This is a genomic window from Caulobacter sp. GW821-FHT10F06 (genome assembly GCF_058809215.1).
Map to the genome: position 1 here is coordinate 162,980 of NZ_JBXASK010000009.1, position 24,208 is coordinate 187,187.

27 protein-coding genes and 1 pseudogene are annotated in these 24,208 nt (G+C 68.1%); 20 read left to right on the forward strand and 8 right to left on the reverse strand.

The genetic code is table 11. The annotated features are described in order from the left end of the window. The first annotated feature begins 256 nt into the window (after positions 1–256). The 6 genes from coxB (at position 257) to AC1RUS_RS19665 (ending at position 5,692) form a co-directional block, all read left to right on the forward strand. The gene (coxB, locus tag AC1RUS_RS19640; RefSeq protein ID WP_492918269.1) at positions 257–1,180 is read left to right on the forward strand and encodes a cytochrome c oxidase subunit II; all 924 of its coding nucleotides are present in this window, start codon (positions 257–259) and stop codon (positions 1,178–1,180) included. A 23-nt stretch (positions 1,181–1,203) separates the two neighbouring features. Beyond that, positions 1,204–2,865, forward strand: coding sequence for a cytochrome c oxidase subunit I (ctaD, locus tag AC1RUS_RS19645; protein WP_492918270.1), 1,662 nt, complete (start codon positions 1,204–1,206; stop codon positions 2,863–2,865). Between the two features lie 100 nt (positions 2,866–2,965). Continuing rightward, entirely contained in the window at positions 2,966–3,979 is a 1,014-nt protein-coding gene (gene cyoE / locus AC1RUS_RS19650; RefSeq protein ID WP_492918271.1) for a heme o synthase, read from the forward strand. Next, positions 3,976–4,125, forward strand: a complete 150-nt coding sequence (locus AC1RUS_RS19655) for a cytochrome c oxidase system small membrane protein (RefSeq protein ID WP_492918272.1) — start codon at positions 3,976–3,978, stop codon at positions 4,123–4,125. Before cyoE ends, AC1RUS_RS19655 begins: the two co-directional genes overlap by 4 nt. Next, on the forward strand, positions 4,115–4,744 hold the full coding sequence (locus AC1RUS_RS19660) for a cytochrome c oxidase assembly protein (RefSeq protein WP_492918273.1): 630 nt from the start codon (positions 4,115–4,117) through the stop codon (positions 4,742–4,744). Before AC1RUS_RS19655 ends, AC1RUS_RS19660 begins: the two co-directional genes overlap by 11 nt. Before the next feature lie 72 nt (positions 4,745–4,816). Next, on the forward strand, positions 4,817–5,692 hold the full coding sequence (locus AC1RUS_RS19665) for a cytochrome c oxidase subunit 3 (protein WP_492918274.1): 876 nt from the start codon (positions 4,817–4,819) through the stop codon (positions 5,690–5,692). A gap of 68 nt (positions 5,693–5,760) precedes the next feature. Here AC1RUS_RS19665 and AC1RUS_RS19670 read toward each other — a convergent pair. After that, positions 5,761–5,847 (reverse strand): annotated as a pseudogene (locus AC1RUS_RS19670) (hypothetical protein); the annotation flags it as partial. 40 nt (positions 5,848–5,887) lie between these two features. On the opposite strand from AC1RUS_RS19670, the gene AC1RUS_RS19675 reads away from it, so the two are divergent. The 6 genes from AC1RUS_RS19675 (at position 5,888) to AC1RUS_RS19700 (ending at position 12,102) form a co-directional block, all read left to right on the forward strand. Beyond that, on the forward strand, positions 5,888–6,250 hold the full coding sequence (locus tag AC1RUS_RS19675) for a DUF983 domain-containing protein (RefSeq protein WP_492918275.1): 363 nt from the start codon (positions 5,888–5,890) through the stop codon (positions 6,248–6,250). Continuing rightward, positions 6,243–6,932 carry an SURF1 family protein gene (locus AC1RUS_RS19680; RefSeq protein ID WP_492918276.1) on the forward strand — a complete coding sequence of 230 codons (690 nt, stop codon included), beginning with the start codon at positions 6,243–6,245 and terminating at the stop codon, positions 6,930–6,932. The genes AC1RUS_RS19675 and AC1RUS_RS19680 overlap by 8 nt, the downstream gene beginning before the upstream one ends. Next, complete coding sequence (gene thrC, locus AC1RUS_RS19685; RefSeq protein WP_492918277.1) at positions 6,932–8,332, forward strand: threonine synthase; 1,401 nt, start codon at positions 6,932–6,934, stop codon at positions 8,330–8,332. The genes AC1RUS_RS19680 and thrC overlap by 1 nt, the downstream gene beginning before the upstream one ends. A gap of 166 nt (positions 8,333–8,498) precedes the next feature. Next, entirely contained in the window at positions 8,499–9,770 is a 1,272-nt protein-coding gene (locus AC1RUS_RS19690) for a M16 family metallopeptidase (protein ID WP_492918278.1), read from the forward strand. Positions 9,771–9,822: 52 nt separating this feature from the next. Further along, positions 9,823–10,389, forward strand: a complete 567-nt coding sequence (locus tag AC1RUS_RS19695) for a GNAT family N-acetyltransferase (RefSeq protein ID WP_492918354.1) — start codon at positions 9,823–9,825, stop codon at positions 10,387–10,389. Positions 10,390–10,434: 45 nt separating this feature from the next. Then, complete coding sequence (locus AC1RUS_RS19700; RefSeq protein ID WP_492918279.1) at positions 10,435–12,102, forward strand: putative bifunctional diguanylate cyclase/phosphodiesterase; 1,668 nt, start codon at positions 10,435–10,437, stop codon at positions 12,100–12,102. Positions 12,103–12,224: 122 nt separating this feature from the next. On the opposite strand, the gene AC1RUS_RS19705 is transcribed toward AC1RUS_RS19700, so the two are convergent. Next, a complete protein-coding gene (locus AC1RUS_RS19705) occupies positions 12,225–12,809 on the reverse strand; it encodes a YqgE/AlgH family protein (RefSeq protein WP_492918280.1) in 585 nt (194 codons plus the stop codon). 111 nt (positions 12,810–12,920) lie between these two features. On the opposite strand from AC1RUS_RS19705, the gene AC1RUS_RS19710 reads away from it, so the two are divergent. After that, positions 12,921–13,403: a peroxiredoxin gene (locus tag AC1RUS_RS19710; RefSeq protein WP_492918281.1), complete on the forward strand. Its 483-nt coding sequence runs from the start codon at positions 12,921–12,923 to the stop codon at positions 13,401–13,403. Between the two features lie 142 nt (positions 13,404–13,545). Here the strand turns inward: AC1RUS_RS19710 and AC1RUS_RS19715 are convergent, their stop codons facing one another. Continuing rightward, the gene (locus AC1RUS_RS19715; RefSeq protein ID WP_492918282.1) at positions 13,546–15,303 is read right to left on the reverse strand and encodes an acyl-CoA dehydrogenase family protein; all 1,758 of its coding nucleotides are present in this window, start codon (positions 15,301–15,303) and stop codon (positions 13,546–13,548) included. 175 nt (positions 15,304–15,478) lie between these two features. Here AC1RUS_RS19715 and AC1RUS_RS19720 point away from each other — a divergent pair, with 175 nt between their 5' ends. From AC1RUS_RS19720 to AC1RUS_RS19735, 4 genes are all read left to right on the forward strand, one after another. Beyond that, the gene (locus AC1RUS_RS19720) at positions 15,479–16,111 is read left to right on the forward strand and encodes a YceI family protein (protein WP_492918283.1); all 633 of its coding nucleotides are present in this window, start codon (positions 15,479–15,481) and stop codon (positions 16,109–16,111) included. Between the two features lie 133 nt (positions 16,112–16,244). Continuing rightward, on the forward strand, positions 16,245–17,552 hold the full coding sequence (locus AC1RUS_RS19725; RefSeq protein ID WP_492918284.1) for a YceI family protein: 1,308 nt from the start codon (positions 16,245–16,247) through the stop codon (positions 17,550–17,552). Next, complete coding sequence (locus tag AC1RUS_RS19730) at positions 17,480–18,478, forward strand: L-threonylcarbamoyladenylate synthase (protein WP_492918285.1); 999 nt, start codon at positions 17,480–17,482, stop codon at positions 18,476–18,478. The genes AC1RUS_RS19725 and AC1RUS_RS19730 overlap by 73 nt, the downstream gene beginning before the upstream one ends. Before the next feature lie 6 nt (positions 18,479–18,484). Continuing rightward, positions 18,485–18,802, forward strand: coding sequence for a 1-deoxy-D-xylulose-5-phosphate synthase (locus AC1RUS_RS19735; RefSeq protein ID WP_492918286.1), 318 nt, complete (start codon positions 18,485–18,487; stop codon positions 18,800–18,802). Here the strand turns inward: AC1RUS_RS19735 and AC1RUS_RS19740 are convergent. Next, entirely contained in the window at positions 18,799–19,194 is a 396-nt protein-coding gene (locus AC1RUS_RS19740) for a type II toxin-antitoxin system VapC family toxin (RefSeq protein ID WP_492918287.1), read from the reverse strand. The two genes, AC1RUS_RS19735 and AC1RUS_RS19740, sit on opposite strands and share 4 nt — an antisense overlap. Next, the gene (locus AC1RUS_RS19745; RefSeq protein WP_492918288.1) at positions 19,191–19,481 is read right to left on the reverse strand and encodes a type II toxin-antitoxin system VapB family antitoxin; all 291 of its coding nucleotides are present in this window, start codon (positions 19,479–19,481) and stop codon (positions 19,191–19,193) included. Before AC1RUS_RS19745 ends, AC1RUS_RS19740 begins: the two co-directional genes overlap by 4 nt. A gap of 67 nt (positions 19,482–19,548) precedes the next feature. Here AC1RUS_RS19745 and AC1RUS_RS19750 point away from each other — a divergent pair, with 67 nt between their 5' ends. Beyond that, on the forward strand, positions 19,549–20,958 hold the full coding sequence (locus AC1RUS_RS19750) for an FAD-binding oxidoreductase (RefSeq protein WP_492918289.1): 1,410 nt from the start codon (positions 19,549–19,551) through the stop codon (positions 20,956–20,958). On the opposite strand, the gene AC1RUS_RS19755 is transcribed toward AC1RUS_RS19750, so the two are convergent. Genes AC1RUS_RS19755 through AC1RUS_RS19765 form a run of 3 tightly spaced genes read right to left on the reverse strand, consistent with a single transcriptional unit; the run spans position 20,933 to position 22,051 of the window. Beyond that, positions 20,933–21,241: a hypothetical protein gene (locus tag AC1RUS_RS19755; RefSeq protein ID WP_492918290.1), complete on the reverse strand. Its 309-nt coding sequence runs from the start codon at positions 21,239–21,241 to the stop codon at positions 20,933–20,935. The genes AC1RUS_RS19750 and AC1RUS_RS19755 overlap by 26 nt on opposite strands. 58 nt (positions 21,242–21,299) lie before the next feature. Continuing rightward, positions 21,300–21,602: a transcriptional regulator gene (locus tag AC1RUS_RS19760; RefSeq protein ID WP_492918291.1), complete on the reverse strand. Its 303-nt coding sequence runs from the start codon at positions 21,600–21,602 to the stop codon at positions 21,300–21,302. Beyond that, positions 21,599–22,051: a hypothetical protein gene (locus tag AC1RUS_RS19765; protein ID WP_492918292.1), complete on the reverse strand. Its 453-nt coding sequence runs from the start codon at positions 22,049–22,051 to the stop codon at positions 21,599–21,601. The genes AC1RUS_RS19760 and AC1RUS_RS19765 overlap by 4 nt, the downstream gene beginning before the upstream one ends. Before the next feature lie 134 nt (positions 22,052–22,185). On the opposite strand from AC1RUS_RS19765, the gene AC1RUS_RS19770 reads away from it, so the two are divergent. Beyond that, positions 22,186–22,611 carry a hypothetical protein gene (locus AC1RUS_RS19770; protein ID WP_492918293.1) on the forward strand — a complete coding sequence of 142 codons (426 nt, stop codon included), beginning with the start codon at positions 22,186–22,188 and terminating at the stop codon, positions 22,609–22,611. 171 nt (positions 22,612–22,782) lie between these two features. Continuing rightward, on the forward strand, positions 22,783–24,183 hold the full coding sequence (lpdA, locus tag AC1RUS_RS19775) for a dihydrolipoyl dehydrogenase (protein ID WP_492918294.1): 1,401 nt from the start codon (positions 22,783–22,785) through the stop codon (positions 24,181–24,183). The last annotated feature ends 25 nt before the right edge of the window (positions 24,184–24,208 follow it).

Sequence of the window (24,208 nt, forward strand, 5' to 3'; positions counted from 1 at the left end):
AAAGTGGCTCGCAACTAGCCAAGGCCAGGGGATCAATCCCGTGCTTTCGCTGTGGTCTCTGGTGCTTGGCAACGGAAGATGATGCGCGTATGCAGCCAGCAGACCGGCCAAAGGGGCGGGCTTGGCGTCGACTCGTTCTTGCGATCGATCGCGCGGCTCCGCGTCATGGCCGTATTGTGCATGTCGGCGCGGCGTGGCGTTGGATCAAGATCAAGCGATCCACGGCAAATCGCCGCCGAAACGGGCCGTGAGGGATATGAAGGCGCAATTTCAGGGGATTCGGCGGGTTTTGACGGGCGCTAGCGCTCTCGCCGCCACGATGGCTTTCGCGGGGCAGGCCCTCGCCGAGGATCTGCTGGGCCAGCCGACGCCGGGGGCGATCGACCTTCAGCCGGCCGCTTCGGTGCTCAAGCACGACGCGATCTGGTTCCACAACGCGATCCTGATGCCGATCATCACGGTCATCGTGCTGTTCGTGGCCGGCCTGCTGGCCTGGATCGTCATTCGCTACAATGCGAAGTCGAACCCGATCCCGGCCAAGTTCAGCCACAACACCACCATCGAGATCATCTGGACGGTCGTTCCGGTGATCATCCTGATGGTGATCGCGATCTTCTCGTTCCGGCTGCTGTTCGCCTACAACGACATGCCCAAGCCGTACCTGACGGTGAAGGCCACCGGCTACCAGTGGTACTGGGGCTACGAGTATCCCGACCAGAAGATCAGCGAAATCACCTCGCTGCCCCTGACCAAGGAACAGGCCGAAGCCAAGAAGGTCCCGTACCTGCTGGCCGCCGACAAGCCGATGGTCGTGCCGATCAACCAGGTCATCCGCGTCCAGGTCACCGGCGCCGACGTCATCCACGCCTTCGCCCTGCCGGCCTTCGGTCTGAAGACCGACGCCATCCCCGGCCGCCTGAACGAAACCTGGTTCAAGGCCGAGAAGCTCGGCGTCTATTACGGCCAGTGCTCGGAACTCTGCGGCGTCGACCACTCGAACATGCCCATCGAGATCCACGTGGTCTCGCAGGCGGACTTCGACGCCTGGGTGAAGTCCAAGACCGCTCCGCCGGCCGCCGCCGCCGCTCCGGCCACGGCTGAAGCCGCGCCCGCCGCTGCGACCCCGGCCGCCGCTCCCGCTTCCGCTCCGGCCGCGGCTCCCGCCGCGCCGGCGGTCTAAGACACGATTGCAGGATTAGTCCGATGGCTCACGCCGCTGACACCCACCACGACGACGCGCACGGCGCCGACGACAAGCCGCCCTTCTTCGCCCGCTGGTTCTTCTCGACGAACCACAAGGACATCGGCACGCTCTACATCATCTTCGCCATCATGGCGGGTCTGGTGGGCGGCGCCCTGTCGGGCCTGATCCGCTGGGAGCTGATGGAGCCGGGCATCCAGGTGTTCTCCGACACCGGCGTGCTGGCGCAACTGGGTCTGTTCAAGGGCAAGCACGGCTACAACGCCGTCGTCACCGCCCACGCCCTGATCATGATCTTCTTCATGGTCATGCCCGCCATGATCGGCGGCTTCGGCAACTGGTTCGTCCCGATCATGATCGGCGCGCCGGACATGGCCTTCCCGCGGATGAACAACATCTCGTTCTGGCTGCTGGTCGCCGCCTGGGTCCTGCTCTGCACCTCGATGTTCGTCGACGGCGGTCCGGGCCACGGCTTCGGCGGCGGCTGGACGATCTATCCGCCGCTCTCGACCATCGGTCACAAGGGTCCGGCCATGGACCTGGCGATCCTGTCGCTCCACCTGGCCGGCGCGAGCTCGATCCTGGGCGCGATCAACTTCATCACCACGATCTTCAACATGCGCGCGCCGGGCATGACCCTGCACCGCATGCCGCTGTTCGCCTGGTCGGTGCTGATCACCGCCTTCCTGCTGCTGCTGTCGCTGCCCGTTTTGGCCGGCGCCATCACCATGCTGCTGACCGACCGTAACTTCGGCACCCACTTCTTCGACCCGGCCGCCGGCGGCGACCCCGTCATGTTCCAGCACCTGTTCTGGTTCTTCGGTCACCCGGAAGTGTACATCCTGATCCTGCCCGGGTTCGGCATCATCAGCCACATCGTCTCGACCTTCTCCAAGAAGCCGGTCTTCGGCTACCTGGCGATGGCCTACGCCATGGTCGCCATCGGCTTCGTCGGCTTCGTCGTGTGGGCGCACCACATGTACACCGTCGGCATGAGCATCAACCTGCGCGCCTATTTCGTGGCCGCGACGATGATCATCGCCGTCCCGACGGGCGTGAAGATCTTCTCGTGGATCGCCACGATGTGGGGCGGTTCGATCAGCTTCAAGACGCCCATGCTGTGGGCGATCGGCTTCATCTTCCTGTTCACGGTCGGCGGCGTCACCGGCGTCGTCCTGTCGAACGCCGGCATCGACTACAGCCTGCACGACACCTATTACGTCGTCGCCCACTTCCACTACGTGCTGTCGCTGGGCGCCGTGTTCGCCATCTTCGCCGGCTTCTTCTACTGGTTCGAGAAGATGTGGGGCGTGAAGTACAACGAGTTCCTGGGCTGCCTGCAGTTCTGGATCATGTTCATCGGCGTGAACCTGATCTTCTTCCCGCAGCACTTCCTGGGCCTGCAAGGCATGCCGCGTCGCTATGTCGACTATCCGGAAGCCTTCGCGAAGTGGAACTACGTCTCGTCGGTCGGCTACATGGTCACCGTCGTCGGCGTCGGCGTCTTCCTGATCCTGCTGCTGGAAGCCGCCATCCGCCGCCGCAAGGCCGAGGCCAATCCGTGGGGCGAAGGCGCCACCACCCTGGAATGGACCCTGTCCTCGCCGCCGCCGTTCCACCAGTTCAGCGAGCCGCCGGTGATCAAGGAAGACGATCACCACTAAGGCCTCGCTGCCAATCTAAGCCTAGCCGGGGCGCGGTCAGGACCACTTAAGGGTCCGGGCCGCGCCCTTCGCCCATTGAAGACCGCTATAAAGACGCTCGATGTCGAAGACCGCCGCCCTGACCCCGGAAACCGACCAGCCCGAGACGACGGCGCCCGCCGCCGCCCGCTGGCAGGATTTCTTCCAGCTGCTGAAGCCTCGCGTCATGTCGCTGGTGGTGTTCACCGGCCTGACGGGCCTGCTGGCCGCGCGCGCGCCGATCAACCCGATCCTGGCCGCCGTGGCGGTGCTGTGCATCGCCATCGGGGCCGGCGCCTCGGGCGCGCTGAACATGTGGTTCGACAGCGACATCGACGGCCTGATGCGCCGCACGCGCGGCCGTCCTGTGCCGTCGGGCAAGGTGCGCGGCGATGACGCCGCCGCCTTGGGCGTGGTGCTGTCCCTGCTGTCGGTGATGATGCTGGGCGTGGCCGTCAACTGGCTGGCCGCCGGCCTGTTGGCCTTCACCATCGTCTTCTACGCCGTCGTCTACACCATGTGGCTCAAGCGCTGGACCAGCCAGAACATCGTCATCGGCGGTCTGGCCGGCGCCCTGCCGCCCGCGATCGGTTGGGCCGCCGCCACCGGGTCGGCCCCGCTGAACGCCTGGCTGATGGTGGCCATCATCTTCCTGTGGACCCCGCCGCACTTCTGGGCGCTGTCGCTCTATATCAGCACCGACTACGCCAAGGCCGGCGTGCCGATGCTGCCGGTGGTCAAGGGCGCCAAGCACACCCGCCTGCAGATCCTGATCTACAGCCTGATCCTGATCCCCGTCTGCCTGTCGCCGGTCCTCACCGGCCTGGGCGGCCCGATCTATCTGGCCGTGGCGGGCCTGGGCGGGGCGGTGTTCATCACCCTGGCCGTCCGGGTGTTCCTCAGCAAGGCCGGCGACGCCGCCGATCCGCGCCTCGCCGACCGCGACCTCTATGAAGTCAGCGAGGACGAAAAGCAGGCCGGTTCGAAGGCCGCCCGCAATCTCTTCGCCTTCTCGATCCTCTATCTGTTCGCCCTGTTCGCCGCCCTGCTGGGCGAGGCGGTCACGGGCGTCAAAGCCCTGGAGCTGCTGTCGTGACCAAGCTAGTCGAGAACGACGAGGCCGCCCGCGCCCGCAAGGGCCGCAACATCGCCCTGGGCCTGGGCCTGGTGGCCTTCGTCATCCTGATCTTCGTGGTCACGGTGGTGAGGCTCGGCGGCAGCGTGGCTCACCGTGCCTTCTAAGCCCGCCCCGACCCAGGCCTCCAAGCGCAACACGCGCGTCGCGCTGATCTGCGTGCTGGCCTTCTTCGGCATGGTCGGAGCGGCCTACGCCTCGGTGCCGCTGTATCGCCTGTTCTGCCAGATGACCGGCTTCGACGGCACGGTGCGCAAGGCGGAGCTGAAGCCGACCAAGATCCTCGACCGCAAGGTCACGATCCGCTTCGACGCCAACATCCGCAACCTGCCCTGGGAGTTCTCGACGGAACAGACCAGCCAGCAGGTCCGCATCGGCGACACGGGGCTGGCCTTCTTCAAGGTCACCAACAAGAGCGACAAGGCCATGACCGGCCGGGCGATCTACAACGTGGTGCCCGAACAGGCAGGTCCATACTTCCAGAAGCTGGAATGCTTCTGCTTCAGCAACCAGACGATCCAGCCGGGTCAGACGGTCGAGTTTCCGGTCGTCTATTTCGTCGACCCGCAATATGTCGACGACATCGAGACCAAGGGGAAGGACGAGATCACCCTCTCCTACACCTTCTTCCCGGCCGTCGATGGCGTGGAAGGCAAAAAACAAGAGGCGCCGACGACGCCTCGCATCGTTCAACCCCTTGGCGGCACGCCGCAGAGGGCGCTATAGCGTTCAACACGGAGCGTTTCGGCGGGGGGACCCGGTCGATGCGCCTAGAGGGATATAAGGGTTAGCACCACCATGGCCCACGGCGCCGTCAAACACGACTATCACATCCTGCCGCCCAGCCCGTGGCCCTTCGTGGGTTCGGCCGCCGCCACCGTCATGGCCATCGGCCTGATCGGCTGGATCAAGGGCGGCGTGTTCGGCATCGAAAAGGGCAACTGGGCGATCTTCGCCGCCGGCTTCGCGGGCATCCTCTACACGATGTTCGGCTGGTGGTCGGACGTGGCCAAGGAAGCCAAGGCCGGCGACCACACCCCGGTCGTCTCGATCGGCCTGCGCTACGGCATGATCCTGTTCATCGCTTCGGAAGTGATGTTCTTCGTCGCCTGGTTCTGGATCTTCTTCGAGATGGCGCTGTTCCATCATCACCGCACCCTGTCGGCGATCGAGGAAGTCCGCACCGCCTGGGCCGCCTGGCCGCCCGCCGGCGTCGAGACCGTCTCGCCCTGGCACCTGCCGCTGGTCAACACCCTGACCCTGCTGCTGTCGGGCACCACGGTCACCTGGGCCCACCACGCTCTGCAAGTCGGCGACCGCAAGGGCGCCAAGTGGGGCCTGATCCTGACCATCGCCCTGGGCGCGCTCTTCACCTGCATCCAGGTCTATGAGTACAGCCACATCAACCACGAGCAGCTGTTCTACTCGGAAGCGGCCGTGAACTCGGGCCTCTACGGTTCGACCTTCTTCCTGGCCACCGGCTTCCACGGCTTCCACGTGTTCGTCGGGACCCTGTTCCTGATCGTCTGCCTGATCCGCCTGCTGAACGGCGCCTTCACGCCCAAGCAGCACTTCGGCTTCGAGGCGGCCGCCTGGTACTGGCACTTCGTGGACGTGGTCTGGCTGTTCCTGTTCGCCTTCATCTACGTGATCTTCGGCGCTTCGGCGCACTAGATCAGATCTTCCGAGGGGGCCCGGAACGCTAGACCAGCGTTCCGGGCCTTTTTCATTTCTGCGGTGCGTCGACCTCGTCCTTCGACAAGCTCAGGATGAGGTCGAAGGCGGCCTCAGTAGAAATCCTCATCCTGAGCCTGTCGAAGGACGAGGATTTCGGCCCGAGGCGGCCCAAGCTGCTAAGAGTGTGGTCCCATGGCTCACGTGAACCCCTACATGGCCGGTGCATCCGGCCGCTGCCCCAACTGCGGCGAGGGGTTTCTGTTCGAGGGATTCCTGAAGGTCGCGCCCACCTGCGAGGCCTGCGGCTTCGACCTGGGCCGCTACGAGACCGGCGACGGGGCCTCGACCTTCATCATCCTGATCGCCGGCTGCGTGGGGGCCTTCGGGGCGCTGTTCTCGATGTTCGCCTGGAACTGGCCGATCTGGGCGCTGCTGGTGGTCTGGCTGCCCGTCACCCTGATCCTGAGTCTTGGCCTGATGCGTCCCGCCAAGGGCCTGATGGTCGCCGCCGCCTACGCCAACAAGGCCTCCGAGGCCAACCGCCACGATGTCTGAGACCGCTCCCCGCAAGAAGGCCGGCTTCCCCTTCGGCCTGACGATCGCCACGGCCATCGCCTTCGCCATCCTGTGCTTCCTGGGCGCCTGGCAGATGCAGCGCCTGCACTGGAAGGAAGACCTGCTGGCGCGGATCGAGACGCTGAAGACCGCGCCGCCCGTGCCGCTGGCCTCGGTGCTGACCGCCTCGACCCCGCCCGAGCAGGCCGCCTGGACCCGGGTCAGCGTCGACTGCCAGCCGGTCGGCCTGCCGCCCCTGTCCCTGGCCTACGGCATCCGCGACGGCGACGTGGTCTGGCGCGCTCAGGCGCTGTGCGGGTTGAGCAGCGGCCCCTACAACCTGATTCTGGTCGACCGCGGCGTGGTGCCGGACCTGACCGGCAAGGTCGAGCCGCCGACCCGCGCCTTCCCCGAGCCCGGCCATGTCACCGGCGTCCTGATCCCACTCAAGCAGATGGGCGGCGACCGGGCCAAGGCGGTGGCGGGCATCGCCGGTCGCAACCCCGCGCCGCTGGCCCTGATGGTCGAAGGCGAGAGCCCGGCGGTCGCCGGCGTCACGCCCGCGCCGCTTCCGGCAGAAATTTCCAATCGGCACCTGGAATACGCGCTTACGTGGTTCGGTCTTGCCGTAACCCTGCTCTTTATCTATGCCGCCATGCTCTGGCGGAGACTGAGACCCTGATGCGTTACGTTTCGACCCGCGGCGAGGCCGCCCCGATCGGATTCCTCGACGCCGTGCTGGCGGGCCTCGCCCCCGACGGCGGTCTCTATGTGCCGTCCGAGTGGCCCAGCTTCACCAAAGCCGAGATCGCCGCCTTCGCCGGCAAGACCTACGCCCAGGTGGCGACCGAGGTGGTCGGCAAGTTCGTCGGCGACGACATCCCGCGCGAGGACCTGGCCCAGATGTGCGAGGAGGCCTACGCCACCTTCGCCCACACCGCCGTCGTCCCCTTGAAGCAGCTGGCCGCCAACCGCTTCCTGCTGGAGCTGTTCCACGGCCCGACCCTGGCGTTCAAGGACGTCGCCATGCAGCTGCTGGGGCGGCTGTACGACTACGTGCTGGAACGCCAGTCGCGGAAGATGACCATCATCTGCGCCACCTCGGGCGACACCGGCGGCGCGGCCGTCGAGGCGTTCCGGGGCCGCAAGAACGCCCGCATCGTGGCCCTCTTCCCCGAGGGCCGGATCAGCGAGGTCCAGCGCCGGTTCATGACCACGGCGGCCGACGCCAATGTCGCCTGCGTCTCGATCCTGGGCTCGTTCGACGACTGCCAGGCCATCGTCAAGCAGGCCTTCCAGGACGACCAGTTCCGCCATTCGGTCGACCTGTCGGGCGTCAACTCGATCAACTGGGCGCGGATCGCGGCTCAGAGCGTCTATTACTTCACCGCCGCCGTGGCCCTGGGTGCGCCCGAGCGGTCCGTGGCCTTCGTGGTCCCGACCGGCAATTTCGGCGACGCCTACGCCGCCTTCGTGGCGACCAAGCTCGGCCTGCCAATCGCCCAGATCACCTGCGCCACCAACTCCAACGACATCCTGGCCCGCACCTTCGAGGAAGGCCGCTACGCCAAGGGCTCGGTGGCCGCCACCCAGAGCCCGGCCATGGACATCCAGGTCGCGTCGAACTTCGAGCGCCTCTATTTCGAGGCCGTGCGCCGCGACGGCGTCGAGACGGGCCGGGCGTTCCGAGGTTTCAACGACACCGGCCTGATCGACATCCCGCCCAGCGCCTTCGCCATGATGCGCGAGCTGTTCCGCGGCGCGGCGGTCAGCGAGGCCGACACCGCCAAGACCATGCTGTCGACGCTGAACGAGACCGGCGAGGTCATCGACCCGCACACCGCCGTCGGCCTGGCCGCGGCGACCCGCGTGCAGCTGGCCGACCCGACGACGCCGGTTGTGGTCTTGTCCACCGCCCACCCGGCCAAGTTCCCCGAAGCCGTGGCGGCCGCCTGCGGCCTGACGCCCGCCACGCCGCGCGCCACGCCGGACCTCTCGCAAAAGGCCGAGCGCTTCGAGCGCCTGCCCGCCAGCGGCGAGACGGTGAAGGCCTTCGTGCGCACCTTCGCGGCCACTTCGTGAGGGTGTTGTTCTTTTCTCCTCACCCGCAAAGCGGGGGAGGTGGCGCGTTGCGGATACGCGACGTGACGGAGGGGGCGCTACGACGTCTCCTGCCCGACGCCCCCTCCGTCACGTCGCCGATGGCGCCGCGCCACCTCCCCCGTTTCACAGGGGAGGAGGAAACCGCATGACCGCGTCCCTCACCACCCTTCCCAACGGCGTCCGGGTCGTCTGCGACCCGATGCCGGGCCTGGAGACCCTGGCCCTGACCGTGGTCGCCGGGCGCGGCGCGGCCAATGAGGACGTCCCCCGCTCGGGCTGGGCCCACCTGCTTGAGCACATGGTGTTCAAGGGCGCGGGGGCACGGACCTCGCGCGACATCGTTGAGGTCATCGAAAGCCAGGGCGGCTCGATCAACGCCGCCACCGGATATGAACGCACCAGCTTCCAGGTCCGCGCCCTGAAGGGCGGGCTGGACCTGGGCATGGACGTCATCGCCGACCTGCTGCTGCGGCCCACCCTCGACGAGGCCGACCTGACCCGCGAGAAGCAGGTGGTGGCCCAGGAGATCGCCGAGGCCGCCGACGCGCCCGACGACTATGTCTTCGACCTGATCCAGAAGGCCGCCTGGGGCGAGCACGCGGTGGCCCGTCCGATCCTGGGCACGGTCGACAGCGTCAACGCCGCCAGCGTCGGGGCCCTGTCGGACTGGCGCGGCGCGCTCTACGCCGCCGACCGGCTGGTGGTCAGCGCCACGGGTGCGGTAAGCGAAGGCGAACTGCTGGCCGCCGCCGAGCGCGCCTTCGGCGGCGTTCCGGCCACGCCGGGCGCCGCGACTCCCTCGGCCGCGCCGTTTGTGGGCGGCCACCAGGGCGAGGTCCGCAAGCTGGAACAGTCGCACCTGGTGTTCATGCTGCCGGCCTGCGGCGCGCGCGAGCAGGACTATTTCGCCCTGCGCATCTTCGCCGAATGCCTGGGCGGCGGGATGTCGTCGCGCCTGTTCCAGGAGGCCCGCGAGAAGCGCGGCCTTGCGTATAATATCGACGCCTATTCCGACACCTACGCCGACCACGGCGCGCTGGGGATCTATGCGGGCTGCGCGGCCGGCGACGCGGTCGAGACCGCCAAGGTCTGCGCCGAGCAGCTGGTCGCCCTGGCCCGCCACATCGAGCCCAGCGAGCTGGCCCGCGCCAAGGCCCAGCTGAAGGCCCACATGTTCATGGCCCGCGAGCAGCCCCTGTCGCGCGCCGAGCAGGCCGCCGGCCAGGTGCTGCTGTTCGATCGCCTGTACCCGCCGGCCGAGCTGGCCGCCGAGGTCGACGCCGTCACTCCCGCCGATGTCGCGCGGCTGGGTGAACGCCTGCTGGGGTCTGGGCGTTGCGCCACCGCCATCCTCGGCGCCAAGTCGGCCCTCAAGGCCGGTCCGGCGTTTGAGAAGGCCTTGTTCGCGGCCGCCTGAGGGGCGACTTTCGCGCCTTCGACGCGCTCCGAGGATTCGTGTGCCCACCCTGATGCGGATGTTCCAAGGAAAGCCCGGCCTGAAGCTGCAGGGCGCGGGCGTGTATCTGCGGCCGCCGCGCCTGGCCGACCACAAGGCCTGGGCCGAGCTGCGTCGGGCCTCGCGGCCGTTCCTGGAGCCCTGGGAGCCGACCTGGCCCGAGGACGACCTGGGCCGTCGCGCCTTCCGGGGTCGCCTGGGCGCCTATGCCCGCGAACTGGAGACCGGCGAAGCCTGGCCGTTCTTCGTGTTCCGCCAGTCCGACGACGCCCTGGTCGGCGCCGTGCGACTTTTCCACGTGCGGCGTGGCGTCGCGCAGACGGCGACCATCGGCTACTGGATCGGCCAGAAACACGCGCGTCAGGGCCACATGACCGACGCCGTCGCGGCGGTGATCCGTTTTGCTTTCGATGGCTTGGGTCTCCATCGCCTGGAAGCGGCCTGCATGCCGGAGAACGGTCCTTCGGCCGCTCTTTTGCTGAAATGCGGCTTTTCCGAGGAAGGTTATGCGCGCGCTTATTTGAAAATTAACGGCGAGTGGCGAGATCATCGTCTGTTCGGACTTGTCGCGCGACTCTAGCGCGGGGGACGGATACTGGGCGCCAAGGTTGGCGTGGGATCGATAATGTCGTTTCGGGCTACGGACCGTCGAATTTGGGACGCGACAGCGACGCTGGAGGCGCTGGCGGCGGCTGACGTGGCCCTGTGGGTCTGGGAGCCGGACTCCGATCGCCTGCGCGTCAACGGCTCGGCGCGCGCGCTGGGCCTGGGGCCCCTGGCTCCAGAATGCTCCTCCGCCGCCTTCCGCGCCCTGGCCTTGCCGCAAGACCGCGCCCAGGCCGAAGAGGTGCTCAAGCTCCGCGAACCGGGATCCGAGGTCGTCGCGCGTTTGCGCATGCGCGGCGCCGAGACCTGCATCTGGCGGGGCGTCTGGCTGGAAGACGGCGTCCGCGCCGCCGGCGTCGTCGCGCCGGAAGTGAAGTTCGCCGCGTCCGAACGCTGCGATCTCACCGGCCTGCTGGACCGCAAGAGCTTCATCGCACGGGCGCGCGAGCGCCTGCGCAGCGACGGCGTGCACGAACTGGTGGTGGCGGACGTCGATCGTCTGCGCCGCCTGAACGAGGCGCTGGGTCACGAACGCGCCGACCTGGTTCTGGCCGCCCTGGGCTCGCGCCTGGCCGCGGCCTTCCCGGCCGGCTCGATCATGGGACGCATTGGCGAAGACGAGTTCGCCGTACTCTGCGAGCCCAAGGGTTTCGAGCCCGCCGAAATCCTCCGCACGGCGCTGGAGCAGCCGTTGCGGGTGGCGGGTTTCGACATCCATCCCACCCTGTCGATCGGCGCGGTTTCGGCCGAGGGCGGCGACGACGCGCCCGAGGCCACCGAACTGCTGCGCCGCGCCGAACTGGCCGTCGAGGCCGCCGCCTCGGCCGGTCGCGGCGGGGCCGCCGCCTATGGCCGTTCGATGGAGACGGACGGCCTGTCGCGCCTGGCCCTGGAGGCCGACCTGCGCGGCGCCATCGCCCGCGGCGAGATCACCCCCTACTTCCAGCCGGTCGTGCGCCTGTCGACCGGCGCGCTGTCGGGCTTCGAAGCCCTGGCCCGCTGGCTGCACCCGCGTCGCGGCATGCTGCCGCCCGACGAGTTCCTCCCGCTGGTGGAGGAGATGGGCCTGATGAGCGAGTTGGGCGAGCACATGATGCGCACCGCCGGCGCGCAGCTGGCCGCCTGGCGTCGCAGCCATCCGGCCGTCGGCGCCCTGACCGTCAGCGTCAACCTGTCGACCGGCGAGATCGACCGTCCGGGCCTGGTCAACGACGTGGCCCAGGTGCTGAAGGTCAACAATCTGCCGCGCGGGGCCCTCAAGCTCGAGGTCACCGAAAGCGACATCATGCGCGATCCCGAGCGGGCCGCGATCATCCTCAAGACCCTGCGCGAAGCCGGCGCCGGCCTGGCGCTGGACGACTTCGGCACCGGCTTCTCGTCGCTGCAGTACCTGACGCGACTGCCGTTCGACACGCTGAAGATCGACCGCTATTTCGTCCGCACCATGGGCGGCAATCCGGGCTCGGCCAAGATCGTCCGCTCGGTGGTCAAGCTGGGCCAGGACCTGGACCTGGAAGTCGTCGCCGAAGGCGTCGAGAACGCCGAGATGGCCCATGCCCTGCAGGCCCTGGGCTGCGACTACGGCCAGGGCTTCGGCTACGCCCCGGCCCTGTCGCCGCAGGAGGCCGAGGTCTATCTCAACGAGGCCTATGTGGACGGCGCCGCGCCGGTGAAGGCGCGGGGGTAGGGGCCGCTTGCCCCCTCCGGGCCTTCGGCCCTCCTCCCCCATAGGGGGAAGATGATCTTATCCGCCCCCTATGGGGGCGGACGGTCGCGAAGCGACCAGGTGGGGGCAAGTCCCCCGATCCCTCAAGCCCGCCCCGCCTGCGCCGAAAGGTGATCCGCCGAAACCCCCAGCTTCGCCAACGCCCGCGTCCACTTGTGCTCATGGTCGTCGTCGAACAGCAGCTCCTCGTCGGCGTCGCAGATCAGCCAGATGTTGTCCCGGACCTCCTGCTCCAGCTGCCCCGGACCCCAGCCGGCATAGCCCAGGGCCAGGATCGCCCGGCGGGGATGGCGGATGCGGCTGCCCATGGCGTCCAGCACGTCGCGGGTGGCGGTCAGGCCCAGGCCGCCCGACAGCTCGACGGTCGAGTCCGGCGAGTTGAAGTCGTCGGTGTGCAGCACGAAACCGCGCTCCAACTCCACCGGCCCGCCCATCAGGACGAGATTGGTCTGGGTCTTGATCTCCGAGCGCACGCCCAGCTTGTCGAGCAGCTCGAAGACCGTCAGGCCCTCGACCGGGCGGTTGACGGCGATGCCCATCGCCTGCTCGGCGTCGTGGGCGCACAGGTAGAGCACGGCCCGTTCGAAGCGTTCGTCCTCGATGCCCGGCATGGCCACCAGCAGACGACCCGCCAGGAAATCAGCCTCGTCGTGGGTCACTTGGTCCATGCACAGAGGATCAGGGCGGAAGACGACGGTTTCAAGTCTAACCTCGCCCTTGGCGGCCAGACTTTCGCCCTATATGCGAAGACCGCACCCTCAAAGGACAGGACCAAGACCATGACGATCAAGGTTGGCGACACGCTTCCGGCGGCCACTTTCATGACCAGCACGGCCGAAGGCCCCGCTCCGGTCACCACCGAAGAACTGTTCAAGGGCAAGACCGTCGCCCTGTTCGCCGTTCCCGGCGCCTTCACCCCGACTTGCTCGGCCAAGCACCTGCCGGGCTTCAAGGAGAAGGCCGACGAACTGAAGGCCAAGGGCGTCGACACCATCGCCTGCGTCTCGGTCAACGACCTGTTCGTGATGAAGGCCTGGGGCAAGGACCAGGGCATCGACGGCGAGGTTCTGCTGCTGGCCGACGGCAACGGCGAGTTCACCCGCGCCGTGGGCCTGGACTTCGACGGTTCGAAGTTCGGCATGGGCTCGCGCTCGCAGCGCTATTCGTTGATCGCCAAGGACGGCGTGGTGACCACGCTGAACGTGGAAGAGGGCGGGGAATTCAAGGTGTCGTCGGCGGACTACATGCTGGGTCAGCTGTAGGATCTTCTGAGCAGATCCTCCCCCTGTGGGGGAGGTGGCCCAGAGGGCCGGAGGGGGTCCTCAACGGCATAGGCCGCGAGGGACCCCCTCAGTCGCTCCGCGACAGCTCCCCCAAAGGGGGAGCATCTTGCTTGGCGCTCCGCTAAGCCCCCAGCACCTCGGCCGTCATCGCCGCGAAGTCCGCCGCGCCCAGCGTGACGCCGGCCGCCTGCCCAGGAACCTGGGCCAGCACAGCCTCCGCATAGACCCGCGCCAGGGCCCGCTTGCTCTCACCCCAGGCCGCATCGGCCTCGTCGGACGCCGCCAGGGCGCCCTTGGCCAGCATCCAGCCGCCGACCACCTCGCCCAGCAGCTTCAGATAGGCCGTGGCCCCCGACAGGGCATCGGGCATGGCCCGCGCGCGGCGCTCGATCAGCCAGGCGGTGGCGTCGGCGGCGGCGTTCAGCGCGGCTTCCAGGCGCGAGCCGATCAGCGACAGGTCCGAGGTCTTCAGGACCTCGATGGTGTCGCGGATGTCGTCCATCAGGTCGGCGATGGCCTGGCCCTCGGCCATGGGCAGCTTGCGGCCAACCAGGTCGATGGCCTGGATGCCGTTGGTGCCTTCGTAGATCGGGGCGATGCGGGCGTCGCGATAGTGCTGGGCCGCGCCGGTCTCTTCGATGAAGCCCATGCCGCCGTGGATCTGCACGCCTTGCGAGGCCACCTCGACGCCGATGTCCGTCGACCAGGCCTTGGCGATCGGGGTCAGCAGCTCCTCGCGCAGCTTGGCGGTCTTGCGGTCTTCCTCGGTGGCGCCCTGGCGCGACAGGTCGGCGGCGACGGCGGTCGACAGGCAGATGCCCCGCGCCGCCTCGATCTTGGCCTTCATCAGGGTCAGGGTGCGGCGCACGTCGGGATGGTCGAACAGCGGGGCCGAGCTCTCGCCGGTCCAGGCCGAGCGGCCCTGGCGGCGCTCCAGCGCGAAGGCCAGCGCCTGCTGATAGGCGCGTTCGGCGATCGCCACGCCCTGGGTGCCGACCTGCAGGCGGGCGGCGTTCATCATCGTGAACATGTGGGCCAGGCCAGAGCCCAGCTCGCCGACCAGCTCGGCCCTGGCGCCCTCGAACAGCATCACGCAGGTGGGCGAGCCGTGGATACCCAGCTTGTGCTCCAGCCCGCCGACGCGGATGGCGTTGGCCGCGCCCGGCTTGCCGTCGTCGTCGACCAGGTGCTTGGGGGCCAGGAACAGCGAGATGCCCTTGACCCCGGGAGGCGCGCCGGGCGTGCGGGCGATGATCAGGTGGACGATGTTGTCGGTGGCGTCGTGGTCGCCCCAGGTGATGAAGATCTTCTGGCCGCTGATCGTCCAGCCGCCTTCGCCATCGGGGGTGGCCAGGGTGGTGATCGCCGCCAGGTCCGAACCGGCCTGCGGCTCGGTCAGGTTCATGGTGCCGGTCCACTCGCCCGAGACCAGCTTGGGCAGGTAGAGCGCCTTCTGGCGATCCGAGCCGTGGTGATCGAGGGCCTCGATCGCGCCCAGGCTCAGCATCGGGCACAGGCCGAAGGCCATGTTGGCGGCCTGGACCATTTCCAGCACCGCCACCTCGAGGGTCTTGGGCAGGCCCGCGCCGCCGTGCGCGGGATCGGCCGCCAGTCCGGTCCAGCCGCCCTCGGCGAACTGCTTGTAGGCGTCGGCGAAGCCGGGCGCGGAACGGACCACGCCGTTTTCCAGCTTCGCGCCGACCAGGTCGCCCTGGCGGTTCAGCGGGGCCAGCACGTCCGCGGCGAAGACGCCGGCCGCCTCCAGCACCGCGGCGACCGTGTCGGCGTCGGCGTCGGGGAAGGCGTCCGAAAGGCGATCGAAGCCGGCCGCGTGGCGCAGGGAAAAGGCGATGTCGCGGACGGGCGCGCGGAAGGTCATGGACGTGCAGGCTCCAGGTTATCGGCGTTCTGTTTAGGCGCGGCGCGCGGCGTCGCCAAGTTAGTCCAACGCATCACGGGTTCGTGATCGCTCGCCCCTTTATCCGCAAGGTGGAGTTCCTAATTGGGTGAAACCGTAACTGCTGCAATCACAGTTCTTTTAGGAGACCCTCCCCATGGCCCGCCCCTTCGCCTACGCCGCGCTCGCCGCCGCGCTCCTCTCGGCGTCCGCCGCCTCGGCCGCGCCGGGCGTCAACTCGACCAAGCCCGCCGACCTGCCGGCCGGCCACTACGTCCTCGACAAGACCCACGCGGCGGTCAACGCCAAGCTCAAGCACATGGGCTTCTCGAACTATACGCTGCGCTTCACCAAGGTCGACGCCGAGTTCACCTATGATCCCAAGGCGCCGGAAGCCGCCAAGATCAACGTGACCGTCGACCCGGCCTCGATCGACACCGCCACCGGCGGCGACGCCTTCGGCCTGAAGTTCAACAAGGAACTGGCTGGCGACGGCTGGCTGGAAGCCGCCAAGTTCCCGACCATCACCTTCGTCTCGACCTCGGTCGACGTGGGCGACGGCCACACCGGCAAGGTGACCGGCGACCTGACCATCCACGGCGTGACCAAGCCGGCCGTGCTGGACGTCACCTTCAATGGCGTGGGCAGCGGTTTCGTCCCGCTCAGCGTCAAGACCGGCTTCTCGGCCTCGACCACGATCAAGCGTTCCGACTTCGGCGTCTCCAAGTACGTGCCGCTGATCTCGGACGACGTGACCCTGAATATCGAGGTCGAGTTCGACAAGAAGTAGTCGGCGAGACGGCTTTCTGCTCAAGCTGGCGACAGTTTGAAGTGGAAGCCCGTCGCCAGGCTTCTAGATTGCAAGTTGGCCCGGTCGTCACGCACGGCGGTCGGGCCGACCATAGGGATATCCGGAGACTTCCATGGCCGCGACGCGGACGCGCTACACCACGGTGGCGATCATCATCCACTGGCTGATCGCCGCGGCCATCATCTTCCAGATCATCCTGGGCTGGCGCATGGGCGACGGGCCCAAGGGCTCGCCCACGACCTACGCCATCTTCCAGCTGCACAAGTCGATCGGCATCACGATCCTGCTGCTCAGCCTGTTCCGGCTGGCGTGGAAGCTGACCCACAAGTCGCCGCCGCCGCCGGAAGGTCAACCGAACTGGGAGCGGATCGCTTCGCACGTCGTGCACGCGGGCTTCTACGTCATCATGATCGGCCTGCCGCTGACGGGCTGGATCCTGGTCTCGGCCAGCCGCATCAACATCCCGACCCTGCTGTACGGGACGGTGCCCTGGCCGCACCTGCCGCTGCTCCCCGACCTGGCGCCGGCCGCCAAGCACGTCTGGCACGAGATCGGCGAGATCGGCCACGGCCTTCTGGTCAAGCTGACCTACCTGCTGCTGCTGCTGCACCTGGGCGCGGTGGCCAAGCACCAGATCCTCGACAAGGACGAGGTGCTCGGCCACATGGCCCCTGGCGCCAAGCCCGGCTTCAAGGAGCCGCGCGCCTGGCTGGCCGCCGCCGGCCTGATCGCCGTGGTCGCCGCAGGCTATCTCTACGCCCCGGCCGTCAAGCCCAAGGCCGCTCCGGCGGTCGCCGAAGAACCGGCTGAGCCCGAGGCCCCCGCCACGCCCGCCGTCGCCGCCTCGAATGGCGCCCCGGTCGCGACCCTGCCGGTTGCGACCGACGCCGCGCTGCCGGCCGCCGACACCGCCCTGAAGGACCCTGTCGCCTGGACCGTGGCCAAGAGCTCGACCCTGGGCTTCACGGCCGCCTGGTCGGGCGAGCCCCTGCAGGGGACCTTCAAGCGCTGGACCGCCGACATCCTGTTCTCGCCCGAGGCCCTGGACCGCTCCAAGCTGACGGTGTCGATCGACATGGGCTCGGCCTCGACCGGCGACGACCAGCGCGACGCCAGCCTGCCGGGCGACGATTTCTTCGCCGTCGCCACCCATCCGAAGGCGACCTTCAGCGCGACCCGGTTCCGCAAGACCGGCGAGGGCAAGTTCGTCGCCGACGGAACCCTGGACCTGCGCGGCGTCAAGAAGCCGCTGAGCCTGCCCTTCACGCTGAAGATCGACGGCGACACGGCCACGGCGCGCGGTGTAACCACCCTCGACCGGACGACGTTCGGGGTCGGACAGGGCGAATGGGCGGACACGGATCAGATCGCGGCGAAGGTGAAGGTCAGCTTCGCCATCACGGCCAAGAAGAGGCCGTAGGCTCTCTAGAGGCGATAGAGGGGGCCGCGCGCGCCCTCGCCGCCGGCGGGCTCGTGCTGCTGCCGACCGAGACGGTCTATGGCCTGGGCGCCGACGCCTCGAACCCGACCGCCGTGGCGGCGATCTTCGAGGCCAAGGGCCGTCCGCGCTTCAATCCGCTGATCGCCCATGTCGCCGATGTCGAGACCGCCGCCCGCATTGCCGATTTCGACGATCGGGCGCTGGCCCTGGCCAAGGCGTTCTGGCCGGGTCCGCTGACCATCGTCGCGCCGATCAGGGACGCCTCGGCGGTGTGCGACTTGGCTCGCGCCGGCCTCGACACCGTGGCCATCCGCGTGCCGGGCCATCCGCTGTCGCGCGCCGTGCTGGCGGCGTTCGGCGGGCCGGTGGTCGCGCCCTCGGCCAACCGCTCGGGTCGGCCCAGCCCTACCACCTTCGCCGACGCCTTCGCCGAGACCGGTGCGGCGACGGCCGCCGCCCTCGACGGCGGACCCTGCGAGGTTGGCCTCGAATCCACCGTCGTCGCCGTGCTGGACGGCCCGCCGCGCCTGCTGCGTCCGGGCGCCGTGACCCGGGCTCAGCTGGAAGCGATCGTCGGTCCGCTGGCCGAAGCGCAGGACGACGCCAAGCGCTCGCCCGGTCGCCTGGCCCTGCATTACGCCCCGGACGCGCCGGTGCGGATCAATGCGGACGCACCGCAGGCCGGAGAAGCCTACCTGGCCTTCGGTCCGTGGCCGGACGGGGAGGGCGTGTTCAATCTCAGCCCGACCGGTTCGTTGGCCGAGGCGGCGGCCAACCTGTTCTCGTTTCTCCGCGCCGCCGATCGGACGAAACCCGTCGGCATCGCGGTGGCGGCCATTCCCGATGAGGGTCTGGGGGAGGCGATCAATGACCGCCTTAGACGCGCGGCCGGGTTCGTGGGATAGAGGCCGATGAAATTCAAGATCATGTACCTCGAGGACAAGTCCAAGGGCCTGAACGGTCCCGCCCGCATCGGCCGGGTCGGTTCGTCCAAGACCGGCGAGACGCTGTACTATGCCGGCCGCTCGTTCGAAGCGCTGCGCAACTCGGGCCTGAAGGCCAATTTTCGCGACCTGGAAAGCGGCCAGCCCTTCTGGATCGCCCGGGCCCGCAAGGACGGCGCCGACCGCCTCTACAAGGGCGCGGGCGACGCGCCGGTGATCGACGACGACGTCCGCGAGGAATACTGGCGGGATATCCGAGGCGTGCCGGATCCGGAGCTCGGCTAGGAGTCCAGCGCCGAGCGAACGTCGGTCAGAGGAAAATCGTCGCCCTTGTACAGCAGCGGCGCGTCAAGAGTTTTGGCCAGGGCGTAGGCGAAGCAGTCGGCGAAGTTCAGGCGCGCCCGATGATAGCCGCGCCCAAACTGGAAATACCCGGCCAGGACGGCGGCGGGATCGATCGTATCCGGGGAGGTTTCGACGCCCAGTTCAGCGAGCCATATGTTGAATTGTCCGATGTCGTCGAAGCGGTCCCGACCAATCAGAACAAGCCCGGCTTCGACGATATTGGCCGGTGAGGCCACAGCTCGGGAGGCCTTGGCAATCACGCCCAAGAACAGTTCGGCCTCCGGCTCCCGATCGCCGATGGCGACCAGAGCGGATGCGTCGACGACGATCACAGAGCATCGTCTCGAATGTCGAGCCCGGGAATCTCGTTGATGGCGTCGAAGTCGGCCTTGGTCACGCTGAGCTTGCGCTTGTCCAGCCCGACCGCCTTGCGAAAGCGATCGGTGGCTTCCAGCATTTCCGCAACGGTGCGCTTGCGATGGGGCTGGGCTTCTTGCTGCTTGGCCGCCAGCCGCTCCCGCACCGCGATCTCGACCGCCGTGGTCAGGCTCTCGCCGGTGAGTTCGGCCAGTTCGCGCACCGCGCGCTCGGCGTCGGGGTTCTTGATCAGGATGCCCATCTCGGTCTCCGTATAGCCCGCAGTATATACTGACAGGGGCGCCCCACAAAGCGTATCGTCCCGTCCCATGACCAAACCCGTCCCCGCCGATGTCGTGTCCCGCCTGAAAGCCATGCTCGGCGAGGGTGGGTGGAGCCAGGATCCCGATCGCCTGGAGCCCAAGCTCGTGGAATGGCGCGGGCGGTGGCGGGGCGAGACGCCGCTCTTGGTGCTGCCGCGCACGACGGCCGAGGTCGCCGCCGTGGTCGGGATCTGCGCCGCCGACGGCGTGGCCATCACCCCGCAGGGCGGCAATACCGGCCTCGTCGCCGGCCAGATCCCGCACGGCGAGATCCTGCTGTCGACCGAGAAGCTGCGGGCCGTGCGCGACGTCGACGGCCTGGACGACGCCATGGTGCTCGAAGCCGGCGTCACCCTGTCCGAAGCCCACGCCCAGGCGGCCAGCGTCGGCCGGCGGTTCACGGTGGGCGTGGCCTCCGAAGGCTCGTGCACCATCGGCGGCCTGGTCTCGACCAACGCCGGCGGCACGGCGGTGCTACGCTACGGCATGATGCGCGAGCAGGTGCTGGGTCTCGAGGCGGTGCTGCCCAATGGCGAGATCTGGAACGGCCTCAAGCGCCTGCGCAAGGACAATACCGGCTACGATCTCAAGCAGCTGCTGATCGGGGCCGAGGGCACGCTGGGCGTGGTCACCGCCGCGTCGCTGAAACTGCACGCCCTGCTGGCCTCGCGGGCCGTGGCCATCGTCGGTCTGGGCTCGCCGGAAGACGCCATCCAGCTGCTGGCCCGCGCCAAGGACGAGACTGGCGGCGCGGTGGAGGCCTTCGAGCTGATGGGCCGGCTGGGCTTCGAGCTGACCGTGCGCAACGTGCCGGGCCTGCGCGACCCGCTGCCGTCGATCCATCCCTGGTACGTGCTGATCGAGATCGCCAGCGGCGAGCCCGGGGCGGCCGAGGCGGCGCTGGAGCGGCTGCTGACCGGGGCCCTGGAGCGCGGCCTGATCAGCGACGCCGCCGTGGCTCAGACCGAGACCCAGATGAAGGCCTTCTGGCATATCCGTGAGGGCCACTCGGCCGGCCAGAAGCCCGAGGGCGCGGCCTGGAAGCATGACGTCAGCGTGCCGGTCTCGAAGATCCCGGTCTTCATCGCGCGCGCCAACGCCGCCATCGCCGAGGCCTATCCGGGCACGCGCATCGTCGCCTTCGGCCATGTCGGCGACGGCAATGTCCACTACGACGTGCTGAAGGCGGCCGGCGGAGACGACGACGCCCACGACGCCCTGCGCGACGCCGGGGCCAGGATCGTCCACGACATCACCGCCGACCTGCACGGCTCGATCAGCGCCGAGCACGGCCTGGGGGCGATGAAGACGGCCGAGGCCCTGAGCTACAAGGATCCGGTCGAGGTCGCGACCCTGCGGGCGATCCGCTCGGCCCTGGACCCCAAGCGGATCATGAACCCGCGCGTGCTGTTCTGATCTTCAGCACCAGGGCGATGACCAGCGCCGCCCCGATCGGCACGCAGGCCTTGTAGAAGCCCGGCGCCGAGCCGGGGCCCAGCAGGTTGATCGCGACGGGGATGAAGCCCCACTTGCTGGTGGCGCTCTCCATCCAGAACGCGCCAACGCCGACGAAGCTGACCACAGCCCAGATGGGCCGGAACTTCAGCGCCTTGGTGCGGACCACCAGGAACAGGGCGGCGATCATCGGGATCGGCCAGGCGAGGGCGGCCAAAAGGCCCAGGGTCTGCGCGGTGGTCATGGAGGCGTCCGGGAAAAGGGCGCGCAACCTCGTCGAGCCGCGCGCCGATGTCCAGCCTTCAGGTCTCCAGGCCCGCAGCCGCGGCCATCATCGTCTTCAGCGCCGCCAGGTGGCCCTTCAGCGCCTTGCGGCCGGCGGGCGTCAGCGACACCCAGGTGCGCACCCGGCCGTCGGACGGGGTCTTGCTGATCCGCACATAGCCGGCGTCGTCGAGCAGCTTGATGTGCTTGCTCAGCACCGACTCGCTAACGTCCAGGGCCTCGCGGATGGTGGCGAAGTCGATGGTGTCCACCGCCGCCAGCATGCAGCACATCTGCAACCGGTTGGGCGCGTGGATCACCGGGTCCAGCGCAGCGCTCATAGCGATCCGCCGTCGCTCAGGTCGCGGCGGAAAGCGGCTTCCCAGACGAACCCATAGGCGGTGGTGAAGAGCGCCGTCACCGCGCCGGCGGCCAGGAAGGCGCCGCGCACGCCCATCCGCCATTCCAGCAACATCGCCGCCACCAGCACGCCCATGAACAGCACCATCCAGGCGATCGACACCCGGCGCGTGCGCCCGGCGCGCCAGCCGTTGACCCACAGGCCGGTCTTGCGGCGATAGGCCCGGACCATCAGGGCGATCGCACCGAGGAAGATGGGCAAATAGATCAGCCGCTGCGGACTGGGCGCGGCCTGCACCGCGACATAACCGCCGGCCAGCAGGCCCAGCACCGGATGGTACCAGCGCGGCGCGCGCGCCCTCTGGGCCATCTGCACGTTGGCGGCTTCGATTTCCGCCAGCATGCGGGCGGCGTCTTCGTTTCGGACCATGTCGAGGTTCTCACTTTCCATATTGGAAAGCTATTCGTGACTTTCCAGATCGTCAAGTGGCAACTTTCCGAGTTGGAAAGTTGCGACCGCCCGTCCTCCGGGTCTAGGCTCCGCCAAAACCTGGGGAGGCTTTCATGAAGTACCTGCGCTGGCTGCTGGTCGTCGCCATCACCCTGTACGCCCTGATGAGCGCCATGCCGGCGAGCTTCACGTTGCTGCACAAGCTGCATCTGCTGAAGCTGCCCGAGATGGTGAAGTCCCACGGCGCGTTGATGGACTCGCTGTCCTGGCCGCAGGTTGCGCTGTGGTGGGCGGCCGTCATCCTGTTCTTCGTCACGGCCTATCGGCTGGCGCGGCGTCAGGGACGGGCGGCCCTGGTCTTCGCCGTCGCCTATGTCCTGGACGTCCTGGGCTGGCTGTGGATGCAGGGCCCGGCCTATGACGCCACCTTCCCGCCGGAGCAGAAGCAGTCCGACTACATGATCCTGGGGATCATGGCCGTCATCGGCGCGCTGGTGTGGCTGGTCGAGCGTCGTGGCGGCGCCCAGCCTGCAGACTGACGCAAAAGGCCGGATCTGCTGGCTTTCCAAGGGCGCGGACGTCGAAAGCGGGTTCCGTTTTCGGCGCGCGCGCTCTAAGGAACACGCGCCTCCGAAGGTCTGACATTGTGGCCGGCGAGGCCCCATATTCTGTCCGGCGCCGCTTCCGGCGCGTCCTCAAGGCGAAGATCCATGGCTCAGTACGACGTCGTCATCATCGGGGGCGGTCCCGGCGGCTACAACGCGGCGATCCGCGCGGGCCAACTGGGTCTGAAGACCGCCATCATCGAAGGTCGCGGCAAGCTGGGCGGCACCTGCCTGAACGTGGGCTGCATGCCTTCCAAGGCCCTGCTGCACGCTTCGGAATATTATGAGGCGGCCGTCGGCGGCGAGTTCGCCAAGCTGGGCATCGAGGTGAAGCCCAAGCTGAACCTGCCGCAGATGATGGCCCAGAAGGCCGACAGCGTCGAAGCCCTGACCAAGGGCGTCGAGTTCCTGATGAAGAAGAACAAGGTCGACTACGTCAAAGGCTGGGGCCGCATCGCCGGCGCCGGCAAGGTGGTCGTGAAGGCCGACGACGGTTCGGAAACCACCCTTGAGACCAAGAACATCGTCATCGCCACCGGCTCGGAGCCCACCCCGCTGCCGGGCGTGGACGTCGACAACAAGCGCATCGTCGACTCGACCGGCGCGCTGTCGCTGCCGGAAGTGCCCAAGACGATGATCATCATCGGCGCCGGCGTCATCGGCCTGGAGCTCGGCTCGGTGTGGCGTCGCCTCGGCGCGGACGTCACCGTGGTCGAATATCTGGACCGCATCGTCCCGGGCATGGACGACGAGACCGCCAAGGTGTTCCAGAAGTCGCTGGCCAAGCAGGGCTTCAAGTTCCAGCTGGGCGCCAAGGTCACCGGCGCCAAGACCTCGGCCAAGGGCGTGGACCTGACGTTCGAGCCCGTCGCCGGCGGCGAGGCCCAGACCCTGTCGGCCGACTACGTGCTGGTCGCCATCGGCCGTCGTCCGTACACGGTCGGCCTGGGCCTGGACACGGTCGGCATCGTTCCCGACAAGCGCGGCGTGATCGCCAACAACCACTACAAGACCGGCGTCGACGGCGTCTGGGTCATCGGCGACGTGACCTCAGGGCCGATGCTGGCCCACAAGGCCGAGGACGAGGCCATCGCCTGCATCGAGCTGATCGCGGGCAAGGCGGGCCACGTGAACTACGACATCATTCCGGGCGTGATCTACACCAAGCCGGAAGTCGCCACCGTGGGTAAGACCGAGGAAGAACTGAAGGCCGCGGGCGTCGCCTACAAGGTCGGCAAGTTCCCGTTCCTGGCCAACAGCCGCGCCAAGATCAACCACGAGAGCGAAGGCCAGGTGAAGGTTCTGGCCGACGCCAAGACCGACCGCATCCTGGGCGTCCACGCGGTGGGTCCGAACGTCGGCGACATGATCGCCGAGTTCTGCGTGGCCATGGAGTTCGGCGGTTCGTCGGAAGATGTCGCCCGCACCTGCCACCCGCACCCGACCCGTTCGGAGGCCATGCGCCAGGCGGCCATGGGCGTCGAGGGCTGGATCACCCAGGCCTAGTCTTCGGCCTGAAAATTAGATAGCG

What these genes read in the sequence shown, in the direction of transcription:
- coxB (WP_492918269.1), top strand. Translation starts at nt 257, where the DNA reads ATGAAGGCGCAATTTCAGGGGATTCGGCGGGTTTTGACGGGCGCTAGC.
- ctaD (WP_492918270.1), top strand. Translation starts at nt 1,204, where the DNA reads ATGGCTCACGCCGCTGACACCCACCACGACGACGCGCACGGCGCCGAC.
- cyoE (WP_492918271.1), top strand. Translation starts at nt 2,966, where the DNA reads ATGTCGAAGACCGCCGCCCTGACCCCGGAAACCGACCAGCCCGAGACG.
- AC1RUS_RS19665 (WP_492918274.1), top strand. Translation starts at nt 4,817, where the DNA reads ATGGCCCACGGCGCCGTCAAACACGACTATCACATCCTGCCGCCCAGC.
- AC1RUS_RS19675 (WP_492918275.1), top strand. Translation starts at nt 5,888, where the DNA reads ATGGCTCACGTGAACCCCTACATGGCCGGTGCATCCGGCCGCTGCCCC.
- AC1RUS_RS19680 (WP_492918276.1), top strand. Translation starts at nt 6,243, where the DNA reads ATGTCTGAGACCGCTCCCCGCAAGAAGGCCGGCTTCCCCTTCGGCCTG.
- thrC (WP_492918277.1), top strand. Translation starts at nt 6,932, where the DNA reads ATGCGTTACGTTTCGACCCGCGGCGAGGCCGCCCCGATCGGATTCCTC.
- AC1RUS_RS19690 (WP_492918278.1), top strand. Translation starts at nt 8,499, where the DNA reads ATGACCGCGTCCCTCACCACCCTTCCCAACGGCGTCCGGGTCGTCTGC.
- AC1RUS_RS19695 (WP_492918354.1), top strand. Translation starts at nt 9,823, where the DNA reads ATGCGGATGTTCCAAGGAAAGCCCGGCCTGAAGCTGCAGGGCGCGGGC.
- AC1RUS_RS19700 (WP_492918279.1), top strand. Translation starts at nt 10,435, where the DNA reads ATGTCGTTTCGGGCTACGGACCGTCGAATTTGGGACGCGACAGCGACG.
- AC1RUS_RS19705 (WP_492918280.1), bottom strand. Translation starts at nt 12,809, where the DNA reads ATGGACCAAGTGACCCACGACGAGGCTGATTTCCTGGCGGGTCGTCTG.
- AC1RUS_RS19710 (WP_492918281.1), top strand. Translation starts at nt 12,921, where the DNA reads ATGACGATCAAGGTTGGCGACACGCTTCCGGCGGCCACTTTCATGACC.
- AC1RUS_RS19715 (WP_492918282.1), bottom strand. Translation starts at nt 15,303, where the DNA reads ATGACCTTCCGCGCGCCCGTCCGCGACATCGCCTTTTCCCTGCGCCAC.
- AC1RUS_RS19720 (WP_492918283.1), top strand. Translation starts at nt 15,479, where the DNA reads ATGGCCCGCCCCTTCGCCTACGCCGCGCTCGCCGCCGCGCTCCTCTCG.
- AC1RUS_RS19725 (WP_492918284.1), top strand. Translation starts at nt 16,245, where the DNA reads ATGGCCGCGACGCGGACGCGCTACACCACGGTGGCGATCATCATCCAC.
- AC1RUS_RS19730 (WP_492918285.1), top strand. Translation starts at nt 17,480, where the DNA reads ATGGGCGGACACGGATCAGATCGCGGCGAAGGTGAAGGTCAGCTTCGC.
- AC1RUS_RS19735 (WP_492918286.1), top strand. Translation starts at nt 18,485, where the DNA reads ATGAAATTCAAGATCATGTACCTCGAGGACAAGTCCAAGGGCCTGAAC.
- AC1RUS_RS19745 (WP_492918288.1), bottom strand. Translation starts at nt 19,481, where the DNA reads ATGGGCATCCTGATCAAGAACCCCGACGCCGAGCGCGCGGTGCGCGAA.
- AC1RUS_RS19750 (WP_492918289.1), top strand. Translation starts at nt 19,549, where the DNA reads ATGACCAAACCCGTCCCCGCCGATGTCGTGTCCCGCCTGAAAGCCATG.
- AC1RUS_RS19755 (WP_492918290.1), bottom strand. Translation starts at nt 21,241, where the DNA reads ATGACCACCGCGCAGACCCTGGGCCTTTTGGCCGCCCTCGCCTGGCCG.
- AC1RUS_RS19760 (WP_492918291.1), bottom strand. Translation starts at nt 21,602, where the DNA reads ATGAGCGCTGCGCTGGACCCGGTGATCCACGCGCCCAACCGGTTGCAG.
- AC1RUS_RS19765 (WP_492918292.1), bottom strand. Translation starts at nt 22,051, where the DNA reads ATGGTCCGAAACGAAGACGCCGCCCGCATGCTGGCGGAAATCGAAGCC.
- AC1RUS_RS19770 (WP_492918293.1), top strand. Translation starts at nt 22,186, where the DNA reads ATGAAGTACCTGCGCTGGCTGCTGGTCGTCGCCATCACCCTGTACGCC.
- lpdA (WP_492918294.1), top strand. Translation starts at nt 22,783, where the DNA reads ATGGCTCAGTACGACGTCGTCATCATCGGGGGCGGTCCCGGCGGCTAC.